Below are 15,672 nucleotides of genomic sequence, written 5' to 3'. Positions count from 1 at the left end.
TAATGCAAACCAACTTCTCCCTTGCCCAGCTTGCTGATCCGCATGTCGCGGAATCGGAGAAGATCCTGCGCAAATGCGTGCATTGCGGCTTCTGCACCGCCACTTGCCCGACCTATGTGACATTGGGCAACGAGCTGGATTCGCCACGCGGGCGGATCTATCTCATCAAGGACATGCTGGAGAACGGCCGCCCGGCCGACAAGGAGATCGTCACCCATATCGACCGCTGCCTGTCCTGCCTCGCCTGCATGACGACCTGCCCGTCGGGCGTCAATTACATGCACTTGGTCGACCATGCCCGCGCCCATATCGAGGAAACTTACAAGCGGCCGCTGCTCGACCGGCTCACCCGCGCCATGCTGGCCTTCGTGCTGCCCTATCCCGCGCGCTTTCGCGCCGCGCTGAAATTGGCGAGACTCGGCAAGCCATTCATTCGTCTGTTCGAAAAGGTGTCGGCCCTGAAGCCGCTCAGCGCGATGCTGAAGCTGGCACCGGCCTCGATCCCGACGGTCTCGCCAATGGCCTCTTCCGGCATTCATGCCGGGCAGGGGACGAAGAGAGGCCGCGTCGCCATCCTCACCGGCTGCGCCCAATCGGTACTCGACCCCGCCATCAACGAGACGACGATTGCATTGCTGACCAGGCTTGGCGTCGAGGTCGTGGTGCCGCAGGGCGAAGCCTGCTGTGGCGCGGTTGTCCATCATATGGGCCGCGAGGCAGCAGCCCTTGCCTCGGCCCGGCAGAATGTCGATGCGTGGACGCGTGCCATCGACCAGGGCGGGCTCGATGCCATCGTCATCACCGCGTCCGGCTGCGGCACAACGATCAAGGACTACGGCTTCATGCTGCGCCTCGATCCGGCCTATGCCGACAAGGCCGCGCGGGTCTCGGCGCTGGCCAGGGACATTACCGAATATCTCGCAAGCCTCGACCTGCCCGAGCCGGTGCGCAAACCCGGCACCGTCGTCGCCTATCACTCCGCCTGCTCGATGCAGCACGGTCAGAAGATCATCCGCCAGCCGAAGGAATTGCTGTCCAAGGCGGGCTTCGTCGTGCGCGAACCGCGCGAGGGGCATCTGTGCTGCGGCTCCGCCGGCACCTACAACATCCTGCAGCCGGAGATTTCCGCAAGGTTGCGTGACCGCAAGGTGAAGAACATCGAGGCGACCGACGCCGAAATCGTCGCCACCGGCAACATCGGCTGCATCACCCAGATCGCTTCCGCCGCGAAGCTGCCGGTGGTGCACACGATCAAGCTGCTCGACTGGGCCTATGGTGGTCCGAAGCCGGAGGGCGTCTCCGAAGGAAACCTGGTCGCCGCCGAGTAAGCAGCTATTCCGCTGCCAGCCGGTCCACCACGCCATACGTCGCCTGGTAGCGCGCGCGCTGGCGGCTGAGCGCGACCATTGTGTTGCGCAAGAGGATCGCCACAGTGATCGGGCCGACGCCGCCCGGCACCGGCGTGATCCAGGACGCGACTTCCTTCACGCTCTCGGTGTCGACGTCGCCGACGATGCGGCTCGTGCCGTCCGGGCCGATCTCGGAATTGATGCCGATGTCGATGACGGCCGCACCGGGCTTCACCATGTCGGCCTTGATCAGCCGCGGCTTGCCGACGGCGACGAACAGCGCATCGGCGCGGCGCGCATGTGCCGCCACCGAGCGCGTCATGTGATGGCACACCGTCACCGTTGCGCCTTCGCTCATCAGCAGGAAGGCAATCGGCTTGCCGACGATCTCGGAATGGCCGACGACGACGACTTCGAGCCCCTTGAGGTCGAGGCCGGTTTCCTTGAGCAGCTCGACCGAGGCCGCAGCCGTGCAAGGCGCGAGGTCGAGCTGGTTGTAGACGATATTGCCGATCGACGCCGGATGCATGCCCTCGACGTCCTTCAGTGGATGCACCGCCGCTTGCAGCGTCTTGATCGGGATATGCGCCGGCACCGGCCGCTGGATGATGATGCCGGTGACGCGCGGGTCGGCGTTCAGGCCGTGGATCGCCGCCTCGAGTTCGCCGGCGCTGATGTCGGCGGGGAACCGCCGCTCCTCGAAACCGATGCCGGCAAGCGCGGCCTTGGCGCGCTGGTTGCGCACATAGACATCGACGGCAGCGGTATCGCCGACGGTGATCGACACCAGCTTGGGCGGAAAACCTTCGGCGGTGGCGATGGCGGCATCCTCGCGCACGGATGCCATGATGCGCTGGGCGACCGGGCCGCCCCGGAGATAGCGGCTATCGTCTGGCGGAGACATGGCTGAACCTTTGCAGCGAGTTTGGCGCAGGGGAGTTTGGCCGTCCCTATAGCAGGGGAAATGCGGCAAGGCAGCGTGAAAGCGAACCGTCATCCCCCTGGCGCGACGTTCTGGCGCAGCCTGGCTCAGCTATAGCCGCAAAGAGAAAGGGCAGCGCGGTTTCCCGGGCTGCCCTTTCCTGACTGGCCGCATCCCCACACGGCCCGTCCCCCGTAAACTCTTCCCGATCCCTGAAGGTCTAGCCTTCTGAACCAGATGATTCGGTAGCCGACTATATCACGACCACGGTCGTTCCAACATTGACCCTCTCGTAAAGGTCAACCACGTCCTCGTTGCGCATGCGGATACAGCCGGAAGATACCGAGCCGCCGATGGTCCATGGCTGGTTGGTGCCGTGGATGCGGTATTCCGTCGTGCCGAGATAGAGCGCGCGGGCGCCGAGCGGATTCTCTTCGCCACCGGCCAGATAGGTCGGGAGGTAGCGGCCCCTGGCAGCCTCGCGCTTGATCATCTCCGCTGGCGGGCGCCAGTCCGGCCAGACGCGCTTGTTGGTGATCTTGTGCGTGCCAGACCATTCGAACCCAGGCTTGCCGGTGCCGACGCCATAGCGCCGCGCCTTGCCGTTCTTCTCGACCAGGAACAGGAAGTTCTGCGTCGTATCGATGACGATCGTGCCCGGCTTCTGTGGGCCGTCATAGGCGACTTCCTGCGGCAGATAGAGCGGATTGATCTGCGGCCGCATCACCACGCGCTTGACCGGCGCCTGCACGGAAGCAGTGCGAACCCGATCGGGTCGCGCCGGCTGCGCATAGCGAACGCGCGGCTGTTGGACCACCTGTCGGCTCTGCCGCACGATGCCGGGCGCCCGGCCAAGCTGCAGCACCCAGGGTGCGGAAAGGTCGGGGCTCACCATCACCGGCGGCCTTTCGGCATAGCGGTCGTTGGCGGCAGACGAGGTGACGCCGGCGGCCAGAATGGCCACGGCGCCGAGCACGGAACGCAAAAAGATCTTCATCGGAACGCACCTTGATCGTCGAACGGACGGAGGCGGAACTTGCCCCCGGTTGCGCGATCCTTGGCGCGAAGCGGCAACCGAAACATGAATCGGAATGCGTAAAATGCCGCTTTGTCAGTAAACCTTTTGGTGTGGTTACCGCCGGGTTCAGGAATCTGGTAAAGCCGTGGTAAATGCAGCGCGAAAGCGCGTTAACGGATGGATCGGCCATGGCGCAAGACAACACCGGACTGCTTACCGGCTCCGACGGGATCACGCGCTGCTTCTGGCACGGCAATCTGCCGGACTATCTGCACTACCACGACCATGAATGGGGCCGGCCGGTCGCCGACGACCGCAGGCTGTTCGAAAAAATCTGCTTGGAAGGCTTTCAGTCCGGCCTGTCCTGGCTGACCATTCTGCGCAAGCGCGAGAATTTCCGCGAGGCCTTCGCCGGTTTCGACTTCGACAAGGTCGCCGCCTTCACCGACGAGGATGTCGAGCGCTTGGTCGCCAATGCCGGCATCATCCGTCACCGCGGCAAGATCGTCTCGACCATCAACAACGCCAAACGGGCGTGGGAAATGGTCGACGAGTTCGGTTCGCTGGCCGCCTGGTTCTGGAAGTTCGAGCCGGGGCCGGACGAGCGGCCGGAGATCGTCGACCTCGCCCACCTGCGCGCCAACCCAACGACAGCGGTTTCGATCAGGATTTCGAAGGAGTTGAAAAAGCGCGGCTGGAGCTTTGTCGGACCGACGACGGTCTATGCCTTCATGCAAGCGATGGGCCTGGTCAATGACCATCTCGAAGGGTGCGTGTGCCGGGAGCAGGTGGAGAAGGAACGCAAGGCCTTTAAGAGGCCGAAGTAGGGCGCTGTCCCCCGACCTCCCCCTTGTGGGCCCTTGTGGGGAGGTCGCGCCGAAGGCGCGGGTGGGGGTATCTTGGCGCCGCACCCCCACCCCGACGCTACGCGTCGACCCTCCCCACAAGGGGGAGGGTAAGGAACTCACGTCCCGCTGGCGCCCGTCAGAAAAAGCCCGGCGACAATCGCCGCCAGTGCCGCAAAGGCCGGATAAATCACCAGCAATCCAGTCATCAGCGCCTCGCGCACGGTGGAACCCTTGCGCTCGTCGGCAGTGACCTCAAACGGACCGGGGCTCGCCGTCACATGCGCACGGCTCTCGGCCGGCCGCAGCCGGACTTCATGCAAGCCGCCGTCTCTGATATCGAATTTGCGTGCCGCAGTCATGGCCCCAACCCTTTGTTTCGGCGCGCTTATCGGCTCTGATTGTGTCGGCACGATGCCGCGCCGATGGCGGAATTGTTTCCTTTTGGTGCGTTTTGTTTCGAAGGAGAAGGAAAGAGCGCAAACCCTTGCCGCACCAAGCCGCTTCGGTTAGGACACGCCGACTCCAAACAAGTCATCGATTACTTAGCGAAAAGACCCATCCCATGGCCGACAAATCGGAAAAGACGAAAGCGCGGCTGCCGCGCGGCTTTGCCGACCGCAGCGCCGACGATATCCGCGCCGTCGAGAAGATGATGGCGACGATCCGTTCGGTCTATGAGCTCTACGGTTTCGAGCCGGCCGACCAGCCCCTGATCGAATACACCGATGCGCTGGGCAAGTTCCTGCCCGACCAGGACCGGCCTAATGAGGGCGTATTTTCTTTCCAGGACGATGACGAGCAGTGGCTGTCGCTGCGCTACGATTTGACCGCGCCGACGGCGCGCTATGTCGCCGAGAATTTTGAGCGGCTGCCAAAACCCTATCGCAGCTACCGGTCCGGCTGGGTGTTCCGCAATGAAAAGCCCGGCCCGGGCCGCTTCCGCCAGTTCATGCAGTTCGACGCCGACACCATCGGCACGCCGGGGGTCGCGGCCGATGCCGAGATGGCCATGATGATGGCCGACGTGATGGAAGCGCTCGGCATCAAACGCGGCGACTACGTCATCCGCGTTAACAACCGCAAAGTCCTGGATGGCGTGCTGGAGGCGATTGGCCTTGGCGGCGATGAGAATGCCGGCCGCCGGCTGACGGTGCTGCGCGCCATCGACAAGCTGGACAAGCTCCGACCGGAAGGCGTGAGGCTCCTGCTTGGCCCAGGACGGTGGGACGGCGGCAAGGAAGGGGATGGCGATTTCGCCAAGGGCGCCGGACTGAATGAGGGGCAGATTGATAAGTTTGAATTTCTGTTTGCCTGCTTTGAAGGGCGTACAGTAGCAGATGTCGGTTTATCACCCGACGAGCCAGTTTATAGGAAACCTAACGAGTTAGACCTCCTAGCTGCCCAAGCTCAAGAAGCTGGCTGCTATTCGCTGCCGTTAGGTGTGCTGCGTTCCGCTTTCTTCAAATTTGGTGGCGATGCCAACGCAACTCAAAGTGGCTTCGATGGCTACAACGAGTTGTTCGATATCGGAAAGATGTTAGTTGCGGCAGGCTACGATGACCGAGTTGCAATCGATCCCTCCGTCGTGCGTGGCCTCGAATACTACACCGGCCCGGTTTTCGAGGCCGAGCTTCTGGCCGAAATCCCCAACGAAGACGGCCAGATCGTGCGCTTCGGTTCGGTCGGCGGTGGCGGCCGCTATGACGGGCTGGTCTCGCGCTTCCGTGGCGAGCCGGTGCCGGCGACCGGCTTTTCGATCGGCGTCTCCCGCCTGATGACGGCGCTGAAGAACCTCGGCAAGCTGGACAGCACCGATGTCATCGCGCCGGTCGTCGTGCTGGTGATGGACAAGGACACCGAAAGCCTCGGCCGCTACCAGAAGATGGTCGCGCAACTGCGCGCCGCCGGCATCCGCTCCGAAATGTATCTCGGCGGCGCCGGCATGAAGGCGCAGCTGAAATATGCCGACCGCCGCGGCAGCCCGGTCGCCGTTATCCAGGGCGGCGACGAGCGCGCCAAGGGCGAGCTGCAGATCAAGGATCTGATCGAAGGCGCGCGCATGTCGGCAGAGATCACCGACAACGCCGAATGGCGCGCCGCAAGGCCGGCACAGGTCACGGTGGCGGAGGCTGAGCTGGTCGCCGAGGTGAAGAAGATTTTGGCTGCGCAGGCCGCTGACCGTGCGAAGGGTGGCGCTTGAACGCCCCCCTCTGGCCTGCCGGCCATCTCCCCCTCAAGGGGGGAGATTGGATGTCGCGCATGGTTTCGCCAATCTCCGGCGTTGAAGAAGAGGCGCTGCGCTCCAAGCTGCCAATCTACCCCCTTGAGGGGGAGATGGCCGGCAGGCCAGAGGGGGGTGCCTCGCACCCAACCAGCCGATGACTCGCTATCCCGCCATCGCATCCGAAATCACCAAGCTCTTCGCCACCCGCAACACCCATGCGGTCGAGGTGGCGGTGCTGCAGCCGGCCGACCCATTCCTCGATATGGCCGGCGAGGATCTGCGCCGCCGCATCTTTCTCACCGAAAGCGAGACCGGCAAGACGCTGTGCCTTCGTCCCGAATTCACCATCCCCGTCTGCCTCGACCACATCGCCTCGCAGGCCGGCACGCCGCGCCGCTATTCCTATCTCGGCGAAGTGTTCCGCCAGCGCCGCGAGGGCGGCAACGAGTTCTTTCAGGCCGGCATCGAGGATCTCGGCGACCGCGACACGGCCAAGGCCGATGCGCGTTCGCTGGCCGATGCGCATGCGCTGCTGCAGCTGGTGCTGCCGGCGCAACCTCTGGCGATCACGCTCGGCGACCAGACCATCTTCGAGGCGGTGCTGGCGGCCCTCGGCCTGCCGCGCGGCTGGCGCATGCGACTTGCGCGCGCCTTCGGTTCGGCGCCGATGCTGCAGGCAGCGTTGTCCGATCTCGCCAACCCGCCACGCAACGGTCAGCTTGACGGCGAAGTCGCGGCCCTTGTCCTCGATGGCGATCTCGAAGCGCTTTCCGCCCACATTGCCGGCGGCATGGAAGAGGCCGGCCTGCTGGCATCCGGCGGACGCGCGCCCGCCGACATTGCCCGGCGGCTGATCGAAAAGGCCGAATTGCGCAGCGTGCGGCTGTCGAACGGAGCGTTTGCGGCGCTCAGGGATTTTCTCGCCATTGACGTGCCGCTCGACGGCTCGAGTGCTGCGCTCGAAAGTTTTGCGGCCTCTGCCGGGCTTTCTCTGGGCGCGGCGCTCGAAAAATTCGCCGCCCGCGCCAAAGCCATCGAGGCACATGGCCTGCCTGCAAAGACGATCCGCTACGACGCTGCCTTCGGCCGTCCGCTGGATTACTACACCGGCATCGTCTTCGAGATCGCAGCACTTGGTGGCGAGCGGCCGCTGGCCGGCGGCGGTCGCTACGACCGGCTGCTGACCCTGCTCGGCGCCAAGACGCCGATCCCCGGCGTCGGCTTCTCTGTCTGGCTCGACCGCATCGAAGCGCTGCGGGGAGAGCCGCAATGATCACGCTGGCGATCCCATCGAAAGGCCGGCTCAAGGAGCAGGCCTTGGAGGTACTGGCCAGGGCCGGGCTTGCCGTCAGCCTGCCCGGCGATGAGCGCCAGTACCGCGCCCGCATCGACGGCGCCGAGGGCATCGAGGTGGCGTTCCTGTCGGCGTCCGAAATCGCCGGCGAGATTGGGCAAGGTTCGGTCGACCTCGGCATTACCGGCGAGGATCTGCTGCGCGAAAACCTCGCCGACTGGGAGGCGCGCGCCGAAATCGTCGCTCGCCTCGGCTTCGGCCATGCCGATGTCGTGGTCGCGGTGCCCGGCATCTGGCTCGACGTCGATACTATGGCCGATCTCGACGATGTCGCCGCCGATTTCCGCCAGCGCCACGGCAGGCGACTGAGGATCGCAACCAAATACTGGCGGCTCACGCAGCAGTTCTTCTCGCAAAAGCACGGCATCCAGGTCTACCGCATCGTCGAAAGCCTCGGGGCCACCGAAGGCGCACCGGCGGCAGGCCTCGCCGACGTCATCGTCGACATCACCACCACCGGCTCGACCCTGCGCGCCAACCATCTCAAGGTGCTGGCCGATGGGGTTGTGCTGAAGTCGCAGGCCTGCCTCGTGGCTGCCAGGAAAGATCGTGCTGCTGCGGATGAGGCGCTAGTGCGGGAAATAGCCGCGAAGATGAGCGCGCTCCCTCCCCCTTGAGGGGAGGGTGGACAGCCGCCAAAGGCGGATGGACGGGTGGGGTCGCTCCGGCAGTGCTCGACGCGAGACCACCCAAGCCGGGTCGACCGTGACCAAGGAAGTCGAGCACTTCGCCGAGGACCCCACCCGCCTCGCTTCGCGAGGCACCCTCCCCGCGAGGGGGAGGGGAACCGCCTCTACTTTCCACCATCCCATCAGGCTGATAGGCTCGCCATATCCCGGGAGGAAACGGCGATGGCGATCAATCTCGACGAGCTCAAGAACGCCACCAATCTGCGCGGGCGCGGCAGGGCGTTCATCGCTCCGCTCGACGGCCGGGCACATGTGTCGGGCGACCGTTCGGTGCCGCTGCTCGACAAGACGATCCCTCAGCTTTTCTCCGACACGGTCGGCAGATACGCCACGCAGGATGCTGCCGTCTTCGTCGGACAGGACAAGCGCTTCACCTGGAGCGAATTGTCGGACACGGTCGATACGCTCGCCGCCGGCTTCCTGGCGCTCGGCCTCGAAAAAGGCGACCGTGTCGGCATCTGGTCGCCCAACCGCTGGGAATGGCTGGTCACCCAATTCGCCACCGCTCGCATCGGCCTGATCCTGGTCAACATCAACCCGGCCTACCGGCTGACGGAGCTGGAATATGCCCTCAACAAGGTCGGCTGCAAGGCGCTGGTCACCGCCGCCAGTTTCAAGACCTCCGACTATCTCGGCATGATCGAGACGCTGGCGCCGGAGCTCGCCAAGGCCACCCCCGGCAAGCTCAAGGCGCAGAAATTGCCGACGCTGAAGATCGTCATTAGCATGGGCGACGACAACTCGCCCGGCATGTTCAATTTCGCCGATGTGCTGTCGATGGCCGGCCGCGACGAGCATGACAGCCTCGACCGCATCTCCGAAGGGCTGAAGCCGGGCGAGGCCATCAACATCCAGTTCACATCAGGCACGACGGGCGCGCCCAAGGGCGCGACGCTGACCCACACCAACATCGTCAACAATGGCAATTTCGTCACCGCTGCGATCAAGCTCACCGTCGACGACCGGCTCTGCATCCCGGTGCCGCTCTACCACTGCTTCGGCATGTCGATGGGCACGATGGGCTGCGTCACCAAGGGCGCGACCATGGTGTTTCCTGGCGAGGGTTTTGACGCCGGCGCGACGCTGAAGGCGGTGGCGCAGGAACGCTGCACCGGCCTCTACGGCGTGCCGACCATGTTCGTCGCCATGCTTGACCACGCCGACTTCACCAGCTTCGATCTCTCCAGCCTGCGCACCGGCATCATGGCGGGCTCACCATGCCCGATCGAGGTGATGAAGAAGGTGGTGACGCTGATGCATATGGAAGAGGTGACCATCGCCTACGGCATGACCGAGACCAGCCCGGTCTCGTTCCAGAGCAGCGTCGACGATCCGCTGGAAAAACGCGTCTCCACTGTCGGCCGCATCCATCCGCATGTCGAGGTCAAGGCCATCGACGCCGAGGGCGCCACCGTCGCAATCGGCACGCCCGGGGAGCTGTGCACCCGCGGCTATTCCGTGATGAAGGGTTATTGGGACGACGCGGAAAAAACCCGCGAGGCGATCGACAGCGATGGCTGGATGCACACCGGTGATCTCGCCACCATCGACTCCGAGGGCTATTGCAACATTGTCGGCCGGGTCAAGGACATGGTCATCCGCGGCGGCGAAAACGTCTATCCCAGAGAGGTCGAGGAATTTCTCTATCGCCATCCCAAGGTCAAGGAGGTGCAGGTGTTCGGCATTCCCGACGCCAAATATGGCGAGGAGCTGTGCGCCTGGATCGTGCTGAAGCCCAACCAGATCGCGACCGAGCAGGAGATCAAGAATTTCTGCGCCGGCCAGATCGCCCACTACAAAATCCCCCGCTACATCCGCTTCCGCACCGAACTGCCGATGACGGTGACGGGCAAGCCGCAGAAGTTTCTGATGCGGGAAGCGATGGTGGAGGAACTGGGGCTGGTGGTGCAGAAGACGGCGTAGGGTGATCTAATTGCCTGCGTTACGAGACTGGATTGCCGCTGACAATGGTCGTTATCGGTAGCGTATTGGCGATTTCCCCTCAGGGCGAAACCGTTGACCACTTCCTAAATATATGACCACCTCGTAACGAAGCGTTTGCTTGCAGGTTGTACCATGGTGCCGGGAAACATGACCGGCTCAACAAAGGTGAGGAATGCCAAGCGTCAATCCTGACGTGCTAAAGTGGGCCCGCGAAACGGCCGGGTTCGATCTCGAAGGTGCAGCAAAAAGGCTGGGCCTCAAGGACACGCGTTCTGTCGCAGGTCCAGATCGTCTTGCGGCGTTGGAAAATGGCGATGGCGAACCTTCCCGGCCCTTGCTCCTAAAGATGGCAAAACACTACCGGCGCCCGTTGCTTGCGTTCTATCTGCCCGCACCCCCTAAGCGGGCGGAGCGTGGTGAGGATTTCCGCACCTTGCCGGTGGATTATGCTCGGCGAGACGAGGCATTAGTTGATGCTTTGCTGCGCGAAGTTAGGGCAAGACAAGAGATGGTTCGCTCCCTGCTCGAAGTTGAAGACGAGGCAAAAAAGCTGTCTTTCGTCGGAAGCTTCGACGCTAATGGCAGTACCAAGGCACTAGCAAAGGAAATTAAGGACGCTCTTAGTTTCAATCTTACTCAATTCAGGCGGGGTGGCCGAAATGACGCCTTCGCTTATTTGAGGAACCTCACCGAACAAATCGGTGTCTTCGTGCTGTTGATTGGGAATCTTGGAAGTCACCACAGTGCTCTTGACGTTGAGCTTTTTCGTGGGGTTGCCTTGGCGGATCCTATCGCGCCTTTCGTCGTCATAAACGATCAGGATAGTGAAGCAGCGTGGTCTTTTTCACTGCTGCATGAATTGGCGCATATCTGGATCGGCCGCACGGGAATCAGCGGCGCAAATCCTTCCACTGCAGTCGAGGTATTCTGCAACGACGTTGCTGGCCAAATCCTCATGCCCGAAGGTGAAGCTGGTCGTGAGGACGCTTTGCGCGGCGCGCCAACCGAACAAGTCATCGCTAGAATAAGGCAGCTCGCTGAGGCTTGGCGCGTGAGCCATTCTGCAGTCAACTATAAGCTGTTTCGCGAGGGCATTATTTCGCGCGAAGTGTGGGCCGAGATTAGTGGCATCTTTCGCCGCTTGTGGCTTCAGAACCGGGCGACCGCGCGAGAGCGAAATAAGGAGAACGAGAACGGACCCGATTATTATGTAGTCCGACGGCATAGGCTGGGTAACCGACTAGTGGCCCTTTCTGGGCGGATGCTTGCCGAGGGCGTTCTCTCGCCATCTATGGCGAGTCGAATCTTGGGCGTTAAGCCGACCAACGTTTACGCTCTGACGGGGTTGTCGACTGCTGGCACCTCTGGCCGCGCAGCTTGAGGGGGTAACGATTTATCTCCTCGATGCCAACGTCCTAATCACCGCCAAGAACTCGTATTACGCATTTGATCGCGTGCCCGAGTTCTGGGACTGGTTGCTGCATTGGGGTGAACAAGGTGCAATCAAGATTCCCGTCGAAATCCTCGAGGAAATCGTAGGGGGTACAGACGACCTGGCTCAATGGCTTGGTGACAAAGACAATAAGAATGCGCTTTGCCTCGAGGAAGAAGCCGATGTCGGGCGGGTTCAAGATGTCTTGGCGAACGGCTATGCCCATGACCTTACCGACGCCGAAATCATCAAGATCGGACGTGATCCTTTTCTGATATCGTATGCCATGTTTGCTCCGGATGTCCGGACGGTTATCACGACCGAAGTTTCAAAACCGGCAGCACAACGTGCAAATCGCAGAATTCCTGATGTCTGCAACCAAATGCATGTGGTATGGGGTGATAGTTTCTTGCTAGTTCGAGAGCTCAATTTCTCGACCAAATGGCGTGACCGCGTTTAGAGCATAGCTCATCGCTTCATCCATCGACCTAGTGTGCAAGCCCCTCACACCCCAGCACCGCCCCATCCAGCCCGCGAATGATCTTCGCCAACTCGACGCACTCATCATGCCGCACCTTGTTGCGGCGCCAGGCGAGGCAGATCGTGCGTTGCGGCATTGGCTCCTGGAACGGCACGATCTTGAGGTCCGGCATGGCGCTGGCCGGCCTTGCCGCCATTTCGGGGATGAGCGTGACGCCGAGACCATGCGCCACCATCTGCAGCAGCGTCGTCAGGCTGGTGGCGCCGTAGCTTGCCATCGCTACGGGACGCACGCTGCCGCACAGGGCCAGCGCCTGTTCGCGCAGGCAGTGGCCTTCCTCCAAAAGCATCAACCGCTCCAGCGCCGGGCTTTCCGGCGGCACCGGTGGCGAGGCGAAGGCTGGATCTCCGGCTGGCACGGCGAGGAAGAAGCGGTCGGCGAACAGTTCCTCGGTGACCAGGCCCGGCTGCTCGAGCGGCAGCGCGGCGATGAAGGCGTCGAGCCGTCCGGTTGCCGTGTCCTCGACCAGTGATGCCGTCACTGCTTCGCGCAGTTCGAGCTGCAGGGACGGAAAATGCCGCTTCAGCTCCGGGAGCACATGCGGCAAAAGATACGGCGCCACGGTCGGGATGATGCCCAGCCGGAAGCGGCCTTCCATGGCCGGGCGGCCGCGCCGGGCCGTCGTCTCGACATCACTGATGTCGCGCAGGATGCGCTCGATGCGTGGCAGCAGCGCTTGCGCCTCTTCCGTCATCCGCACCGTCTTGCCGCCGCGCTCGAACAGCCGGCAGTTCAGCCTTTGCTCCATCTCGGCGATTTGCGCGGACAGCGCCGGCTGGCTGACGCCGGCGAGTTTTGCGGCGCGGCCGAAATGCAGCGTTTGCGCCAAAGCCTCGAAATATTGCATCTGCCGCACGGTCAAGCCAATCATAAGGAAAGCCTATCGCAACAAACAGGAAAGGCAATTTGTTTTTATCGAAGAGACGGCTTAGTCTGGAACCATTCCAGAGTGGCGCGGCTCCCGGCCGGCCCGGAAAAAACAACACATAAATCAGCAATTCGGAGGCCAAGATGGACGCGATGACCGACGACAACAGCGCCGGCAAATGCCCGGTCGCGCATGGAACCTCCGCCAGGACCAACCGCGACTGGTGGCCGAACCAGCTCGACATCGGCGTTCTCCACCAGCAGTCGAGCCTTTCGGACCCGATGGGCGAAGCTTTCGACTACGCCGCGGAGTTCAAGACGCTCGACCTCGACGCGGTGATCGAGGATTTGCACAAGGTGATGACGGATTCGCAGGATTGGTGGCCGGCCGATTTCGGCCATTACGGGCCGCTGTTCATCCGCATGGCCTGGCACAGCGCCGGCACCTATCGCATCGGCGACGGCCGGGGTGGCGCCGGTGCGGGCCAGCAGCGTTTCGCGCCGCTGAACAGTTGGCCGGACAACGCCAATCTCGACAAGGCGCGCCGGCTGCTGTGGCCGGTCAAGCAGAAATACGGCCGCAAGATCTCCTGGGCCGACCTGTTGATTCTCACCGGCAACGTCGCGCTGGAATCGATGGGCTTCAAGACCTTTGGCTTTGCCGGTGGCCGCGCCGATGTCTGGGAGCCCGAGCAGGATGTCGACTGGGGTTCGGAAACCAAGTGGCTCGACGACAAGCGCTATTCCGGCGACCGTGAGTTGCACGGCCATCTCGGCGCGGTGCAGATGGGCCTGATCTACGTCAACCCGGAAGGGCCGAACGGCAAGCCGGATCCGCTGGCCTCGGCCCGCGACATCCGCGAGACCTTCGGACGCATGGCAATGAACGATGAGGAAACCGTGGCGCTGATCGCCGGCGGCCACACCTTCGGCAAGACCCATGGCGCCGGTGATGCAACACTGGTCGGCGCCGAGCCGGAAGGCGCGGGCATCGAGGCGCAGGGCCTCGGCTGGTCGAGCAAGCATGCCACCGGCATTGCCGGCGATGCGATCACGTCCGGCCTCGAAGTTACCTGGACGACGACGCCGACCAAGTGGAGCAACAACTTCTTCGACAATCTCTTCAACTTCGAATGGGAGCTGACCAAGAGCCCGGCCGGGGCCCATCAGTGGACGCCGAAGGGCGGCTCTGGCGCGGCTACGGTGCCGGACGCGCACAATCCCTCGAAGCGTCATGCGCCGGCAATGCTGACCACCGACCTCGCGCTGCGGGCCGACCCGGCCTATGAGAAGATCTCGCGCCGCTTCCACGAGCATCCGGAGCAGTTCGCCGATGCCTTCGCCCGTGCCTGGTACAAGCTCACCCATCGCGACATGGGGCCGGTCGTGCGGTATCTCGGCCCGCTGGTGCCGAAGGAAGAGCTGATCTGGCAGGATCCGGTTCCGGCCGTCGACCATGAGCTGGTCAGCGACCAGGATATCGCATTGCTGAAGGCCAAGATCCTGGCTTCGGACCTCAGCGTTTCGCAATTGGTCTCGACCGCCTGGGCCTCGGCCTCGACCTTCCGCAACTCCGACAAGCGCGGCGGCGCCAATGGCGCGCGCATTCGTCTGGCGCCGCAGAAGGACTGGGAGGTCAACCAGCCTGTCGAACTGGCCACCGTGCTGGCGAAGCTCGAAGCCATCCAGAACGAGTTCAACGCAGGCGGCAAGAAGGTCTCGCTGGCCGACCTCATCGTGCTCGGCGGCGTCGCCGCGGTCGAGAAAGCGGTGCAGGATGGCGGCAATGCGGTGAAGGTTCCCTTCACGCCCGGCCGCACCGACGCCTCGCAGGCGCAGACCGACGTCCATTCCTTTGCGGCGCTCGAGCCGAAAATTGACGGCTTCCGCAACTATGTCAGGGGCAAACCGCCGATGTCGGTCGAAGCCATGCTGGTCGACCGGGCGCAACTGCTCAACCTGACGGCGCCGGAGATGACGGTGCTGGTTGGTGGCCTGCGCGTGCTCGGCGCCAACACCGGCGGCTCGAAGCATGGTGTGTTGACCGACAGGCCGGGCACGCTGACGAACGACTTCTTCGTCAACCTGCTCTCGATGAGCACCATCTGGGATCCGGCCTCCGAGCCGGGCTCGCATGAGGTCTATGAAGCACGCGACCGCAAGACCAGGGCAGTCAGGTGGACCGCCACACGCGCCGACCTGATCTTCGGCTCGCATGCGCAGCTGCGCGCGCTGGCCGAGGTCTACGGGTCGGCGGATGCCGGGCAGAAATTCGTTGGCGATTTCGTCAAGGCGTGGACCAAGGTGATGAACGCCGACCGTTTCGACATCGCTGCCTGATACAACCTCCCAAACGAAGGGGGGGGGGGCCGGCGCCCGCCCCGAGGTTTTTGAGGGGTGGGAAAAAAGGAGATTTTATGAATGGGGGCATTTGGCGCGCGCCCCCCAAATAGCGCCCCCGCCAACGCGGCCCCCAGAAAAACA

General features: G+C 63.2%; 13 protein-coding genes. 9 read left to right on the top strand and 4 right to left on the bottom strand.

What is annotated here, in order from left to right; all coding sequences use genetic code 11:
- The first annotated feature begins 2 nt into the window (after positions 1 to 2).
- Complete coding sequence (glcF, locus tag NKJ64_RS20460) at positions 3 to 1,328, top strand: glycolate oxidase subunit GlcF (protein ID WP_023681832.1); 1,326 nt, start codon at positions 3 to 5, stop codon at positions 1,326 to 1,328.
- A 4-nt stretch (positions 1,329 to 1,332) separates the two neighbouring features.
- On the opposite strand, the gene NKJ64_RS20455 is transcribed toward glcF, so the two are convergent.
- Entirely contained in the window at positions 1,333 to 2,253 is a 921-nt protein-coding gene (locus NKJ64_RS20455; protein WP_023670547.1) for a bifunctional 5,10-methylenetetrahydrofolate dehydrogenase/5,10-methenyltetrahydrofolate cyclohydrolase, read from the bottom strand.
- A gap of 271 nt (positions 2,254 to 2,524) precedes the next feature.
- Entirely contained in the window at positions 2,525 to 3,268 is a 744-nt protein-coding gene (locus NKJ64_RS20450; RefSeq protein WP_352463232.1) for a L,D-transpeptidase, read from the bottom strand.
- Positions 3,269 to 3,477: 209 nt separating this feature from the next.
- Between NKJ64_RS20450 and NKJ64_RS20445 the strand changes: the two genes are divergently transcribed.
- Positions 3,478 to 4,116 carry a DNA-3-methyladenine glycosylase I gene (locus NKJ64_RS20445; protein WP_352463231.1) on the top strand — a complete coding sequence of 213 codons (639 nt, stop codon included), beginning with the start codon at positions 3,478 to 3,480 and terminating at the stop codon, positions 4,114 to 4,116.
- Between the two features lie 137 nt (positions 4,117 to 4,253).
- Here the strand turns inward: NKJ64_RS20445 and NKJ64_RS20440 are convergent, their stop codons facing one another.
- Positions 4,254 to 4,496, bottom strand: a complete 243-nt coding sequence (locus NKJ64_RS20440) for a hypothetical protein (protein ID WP_023738275.1) — start codon at positions 4,494 to 4,496, stop codon at positions 4,254 to 4,256.
- Positions 4,497 to 4,699: 203 nt separating this feature from the next.
- Between NKJ64_RS20440 and NKJ64_RS20435 the strand changes: the two genes are divergently transcribed.
- The 6 genes from NKJ64_RS20435 to NKJ64_RS20410 all read left to right on the top strand — a co-directional run bounded on the left by NKJ64_RS20435 (position 4,700) and on the right by NKJ64_RS20410 (position 12,240).
- Positions 4,700 to 6,337: a histidine--tRNA ligase gene (locus tag NKJ64_RS20435; protein ID WP_352463230.1), complete on the top strand. Its 1,638-nt coding sequence runs from the start codon at positions 4,700 to 4,702 to the stop codon at positions 6,335 to 6,337.
- A gap of 178 nt (positions 6,338 to 6,515) precedes the next feature.
- Positions 6,516 to 7,634 carry an ATP phosphoribosyltransferase regulatory subunit gene (locus NKJ64_RS20430; protein WP_352463229.1) on the top strand — a complete coding sequence of 373 codons (1,119 nt, stop codon included), beginning with the start codon at positions 6,516 to 6,518 and terminating at the stop codon, positions 7,632 to 7,634.
- Positions 7,631 to 8,332: an ATP phosphoribosyltransferase gene (gene hisG / locus NKJ64_RS20425; RefSeq protein ID WP_023695113.1), complete on the top strand. Its 702-nt coding sequence runs from the start codon at positions 7,631 to 7,633 to the stop codon at positions 8,330 to 8,332. The genes NKJ64_RS20430 and hisG overlap by 4 nt, the downstream gene beginning before the upstream one ends.
- 234 nt (positions 8,333 to 8,566) lie before the next feature.
- Complete coding sequence (locus NKJ64_RS20420; RefSeq protein WP_352463228.1) at positions 8,567 to 10,327, top strand: AMP-binding protein; 1,761 nt, start codon at positions 8,567 to 8,569, stop codon at positions 10,325 to 10,327.
- 193 nt (positions 10,328 to 10,520) lie between these two features.
- Complete coding sequence (locus NKJ64_RS20415; protein WP_352463227.1) at positions 10,521 to 11,729, top strand: ImmA/IrrE family metallo-endopeptidase; 1,209 nt, start codon at positions 10,521 to 10,523, stop codon at positions 11,727 to 11,729.
- Positions 11,701 to 12,240: a DUF4411 family protein gene (locus NKJ64_RS20410; protein WP_352463252.1), complete on the top strand. Its 540-nt coding sequence runs from the start codon at positions 11,701 to 11,703 to the stop codon at positions 12,238 to 12,240. Before NKJ64_RS20415 ends, NKJ64_RS20410 begins: the two co-directional genes overlap by 29 nt.
- A 28-nt stretch (positions 12,241 to 12,268) precedes the next feature.
- Here the strand turns inward: NKJ64_RS20410 and NKJ64_RS20405 are convergent, their stop codons facing one another.
- Entirely contained in the window at positions 12,269 to 13,192 is a 924-nt protein-coding gene (locus NKJ64_RS20405) for a hydrogen peroxide-inducible genes activator (protein ID WP_352463226.1), read from the bottom strand.
- Between the two features lie 140 nt (positions 13,193 to 13,332).
- Here NKJ64_RS20405 and katG point away from each other — a divergent pair, with 140 nt between their 5' ends.
- A complete protein-coding gene (gene katG / locus NKJ64_RS20400) occupies positions 13,333 to 15,528 on the top strand; it encodes a catalase/peroxidase HPI (RefSeq protein WP_352463225.1) in 2,196 nt (731 codons plus the stop codon).
- Positions 15,529 to 15,672 lie beyond the last annotated feature (144 nt).

The sequence above is a fragment of the Mesorhizobium sp. M0062 genome (genome assembly GCF_040323125.1).
Taxonomy (GTDB): Bacteria; Pseudomonadota; Alphaproteobacteria; order Rhizobiales; family Rhizobiaceae; genus Mesorhizobium.
The sequence above is the reverse complement of the archived record's forward strand: the minus strand, read 5'-3'. Positions and strand labels throughout refer to the sequence as shown.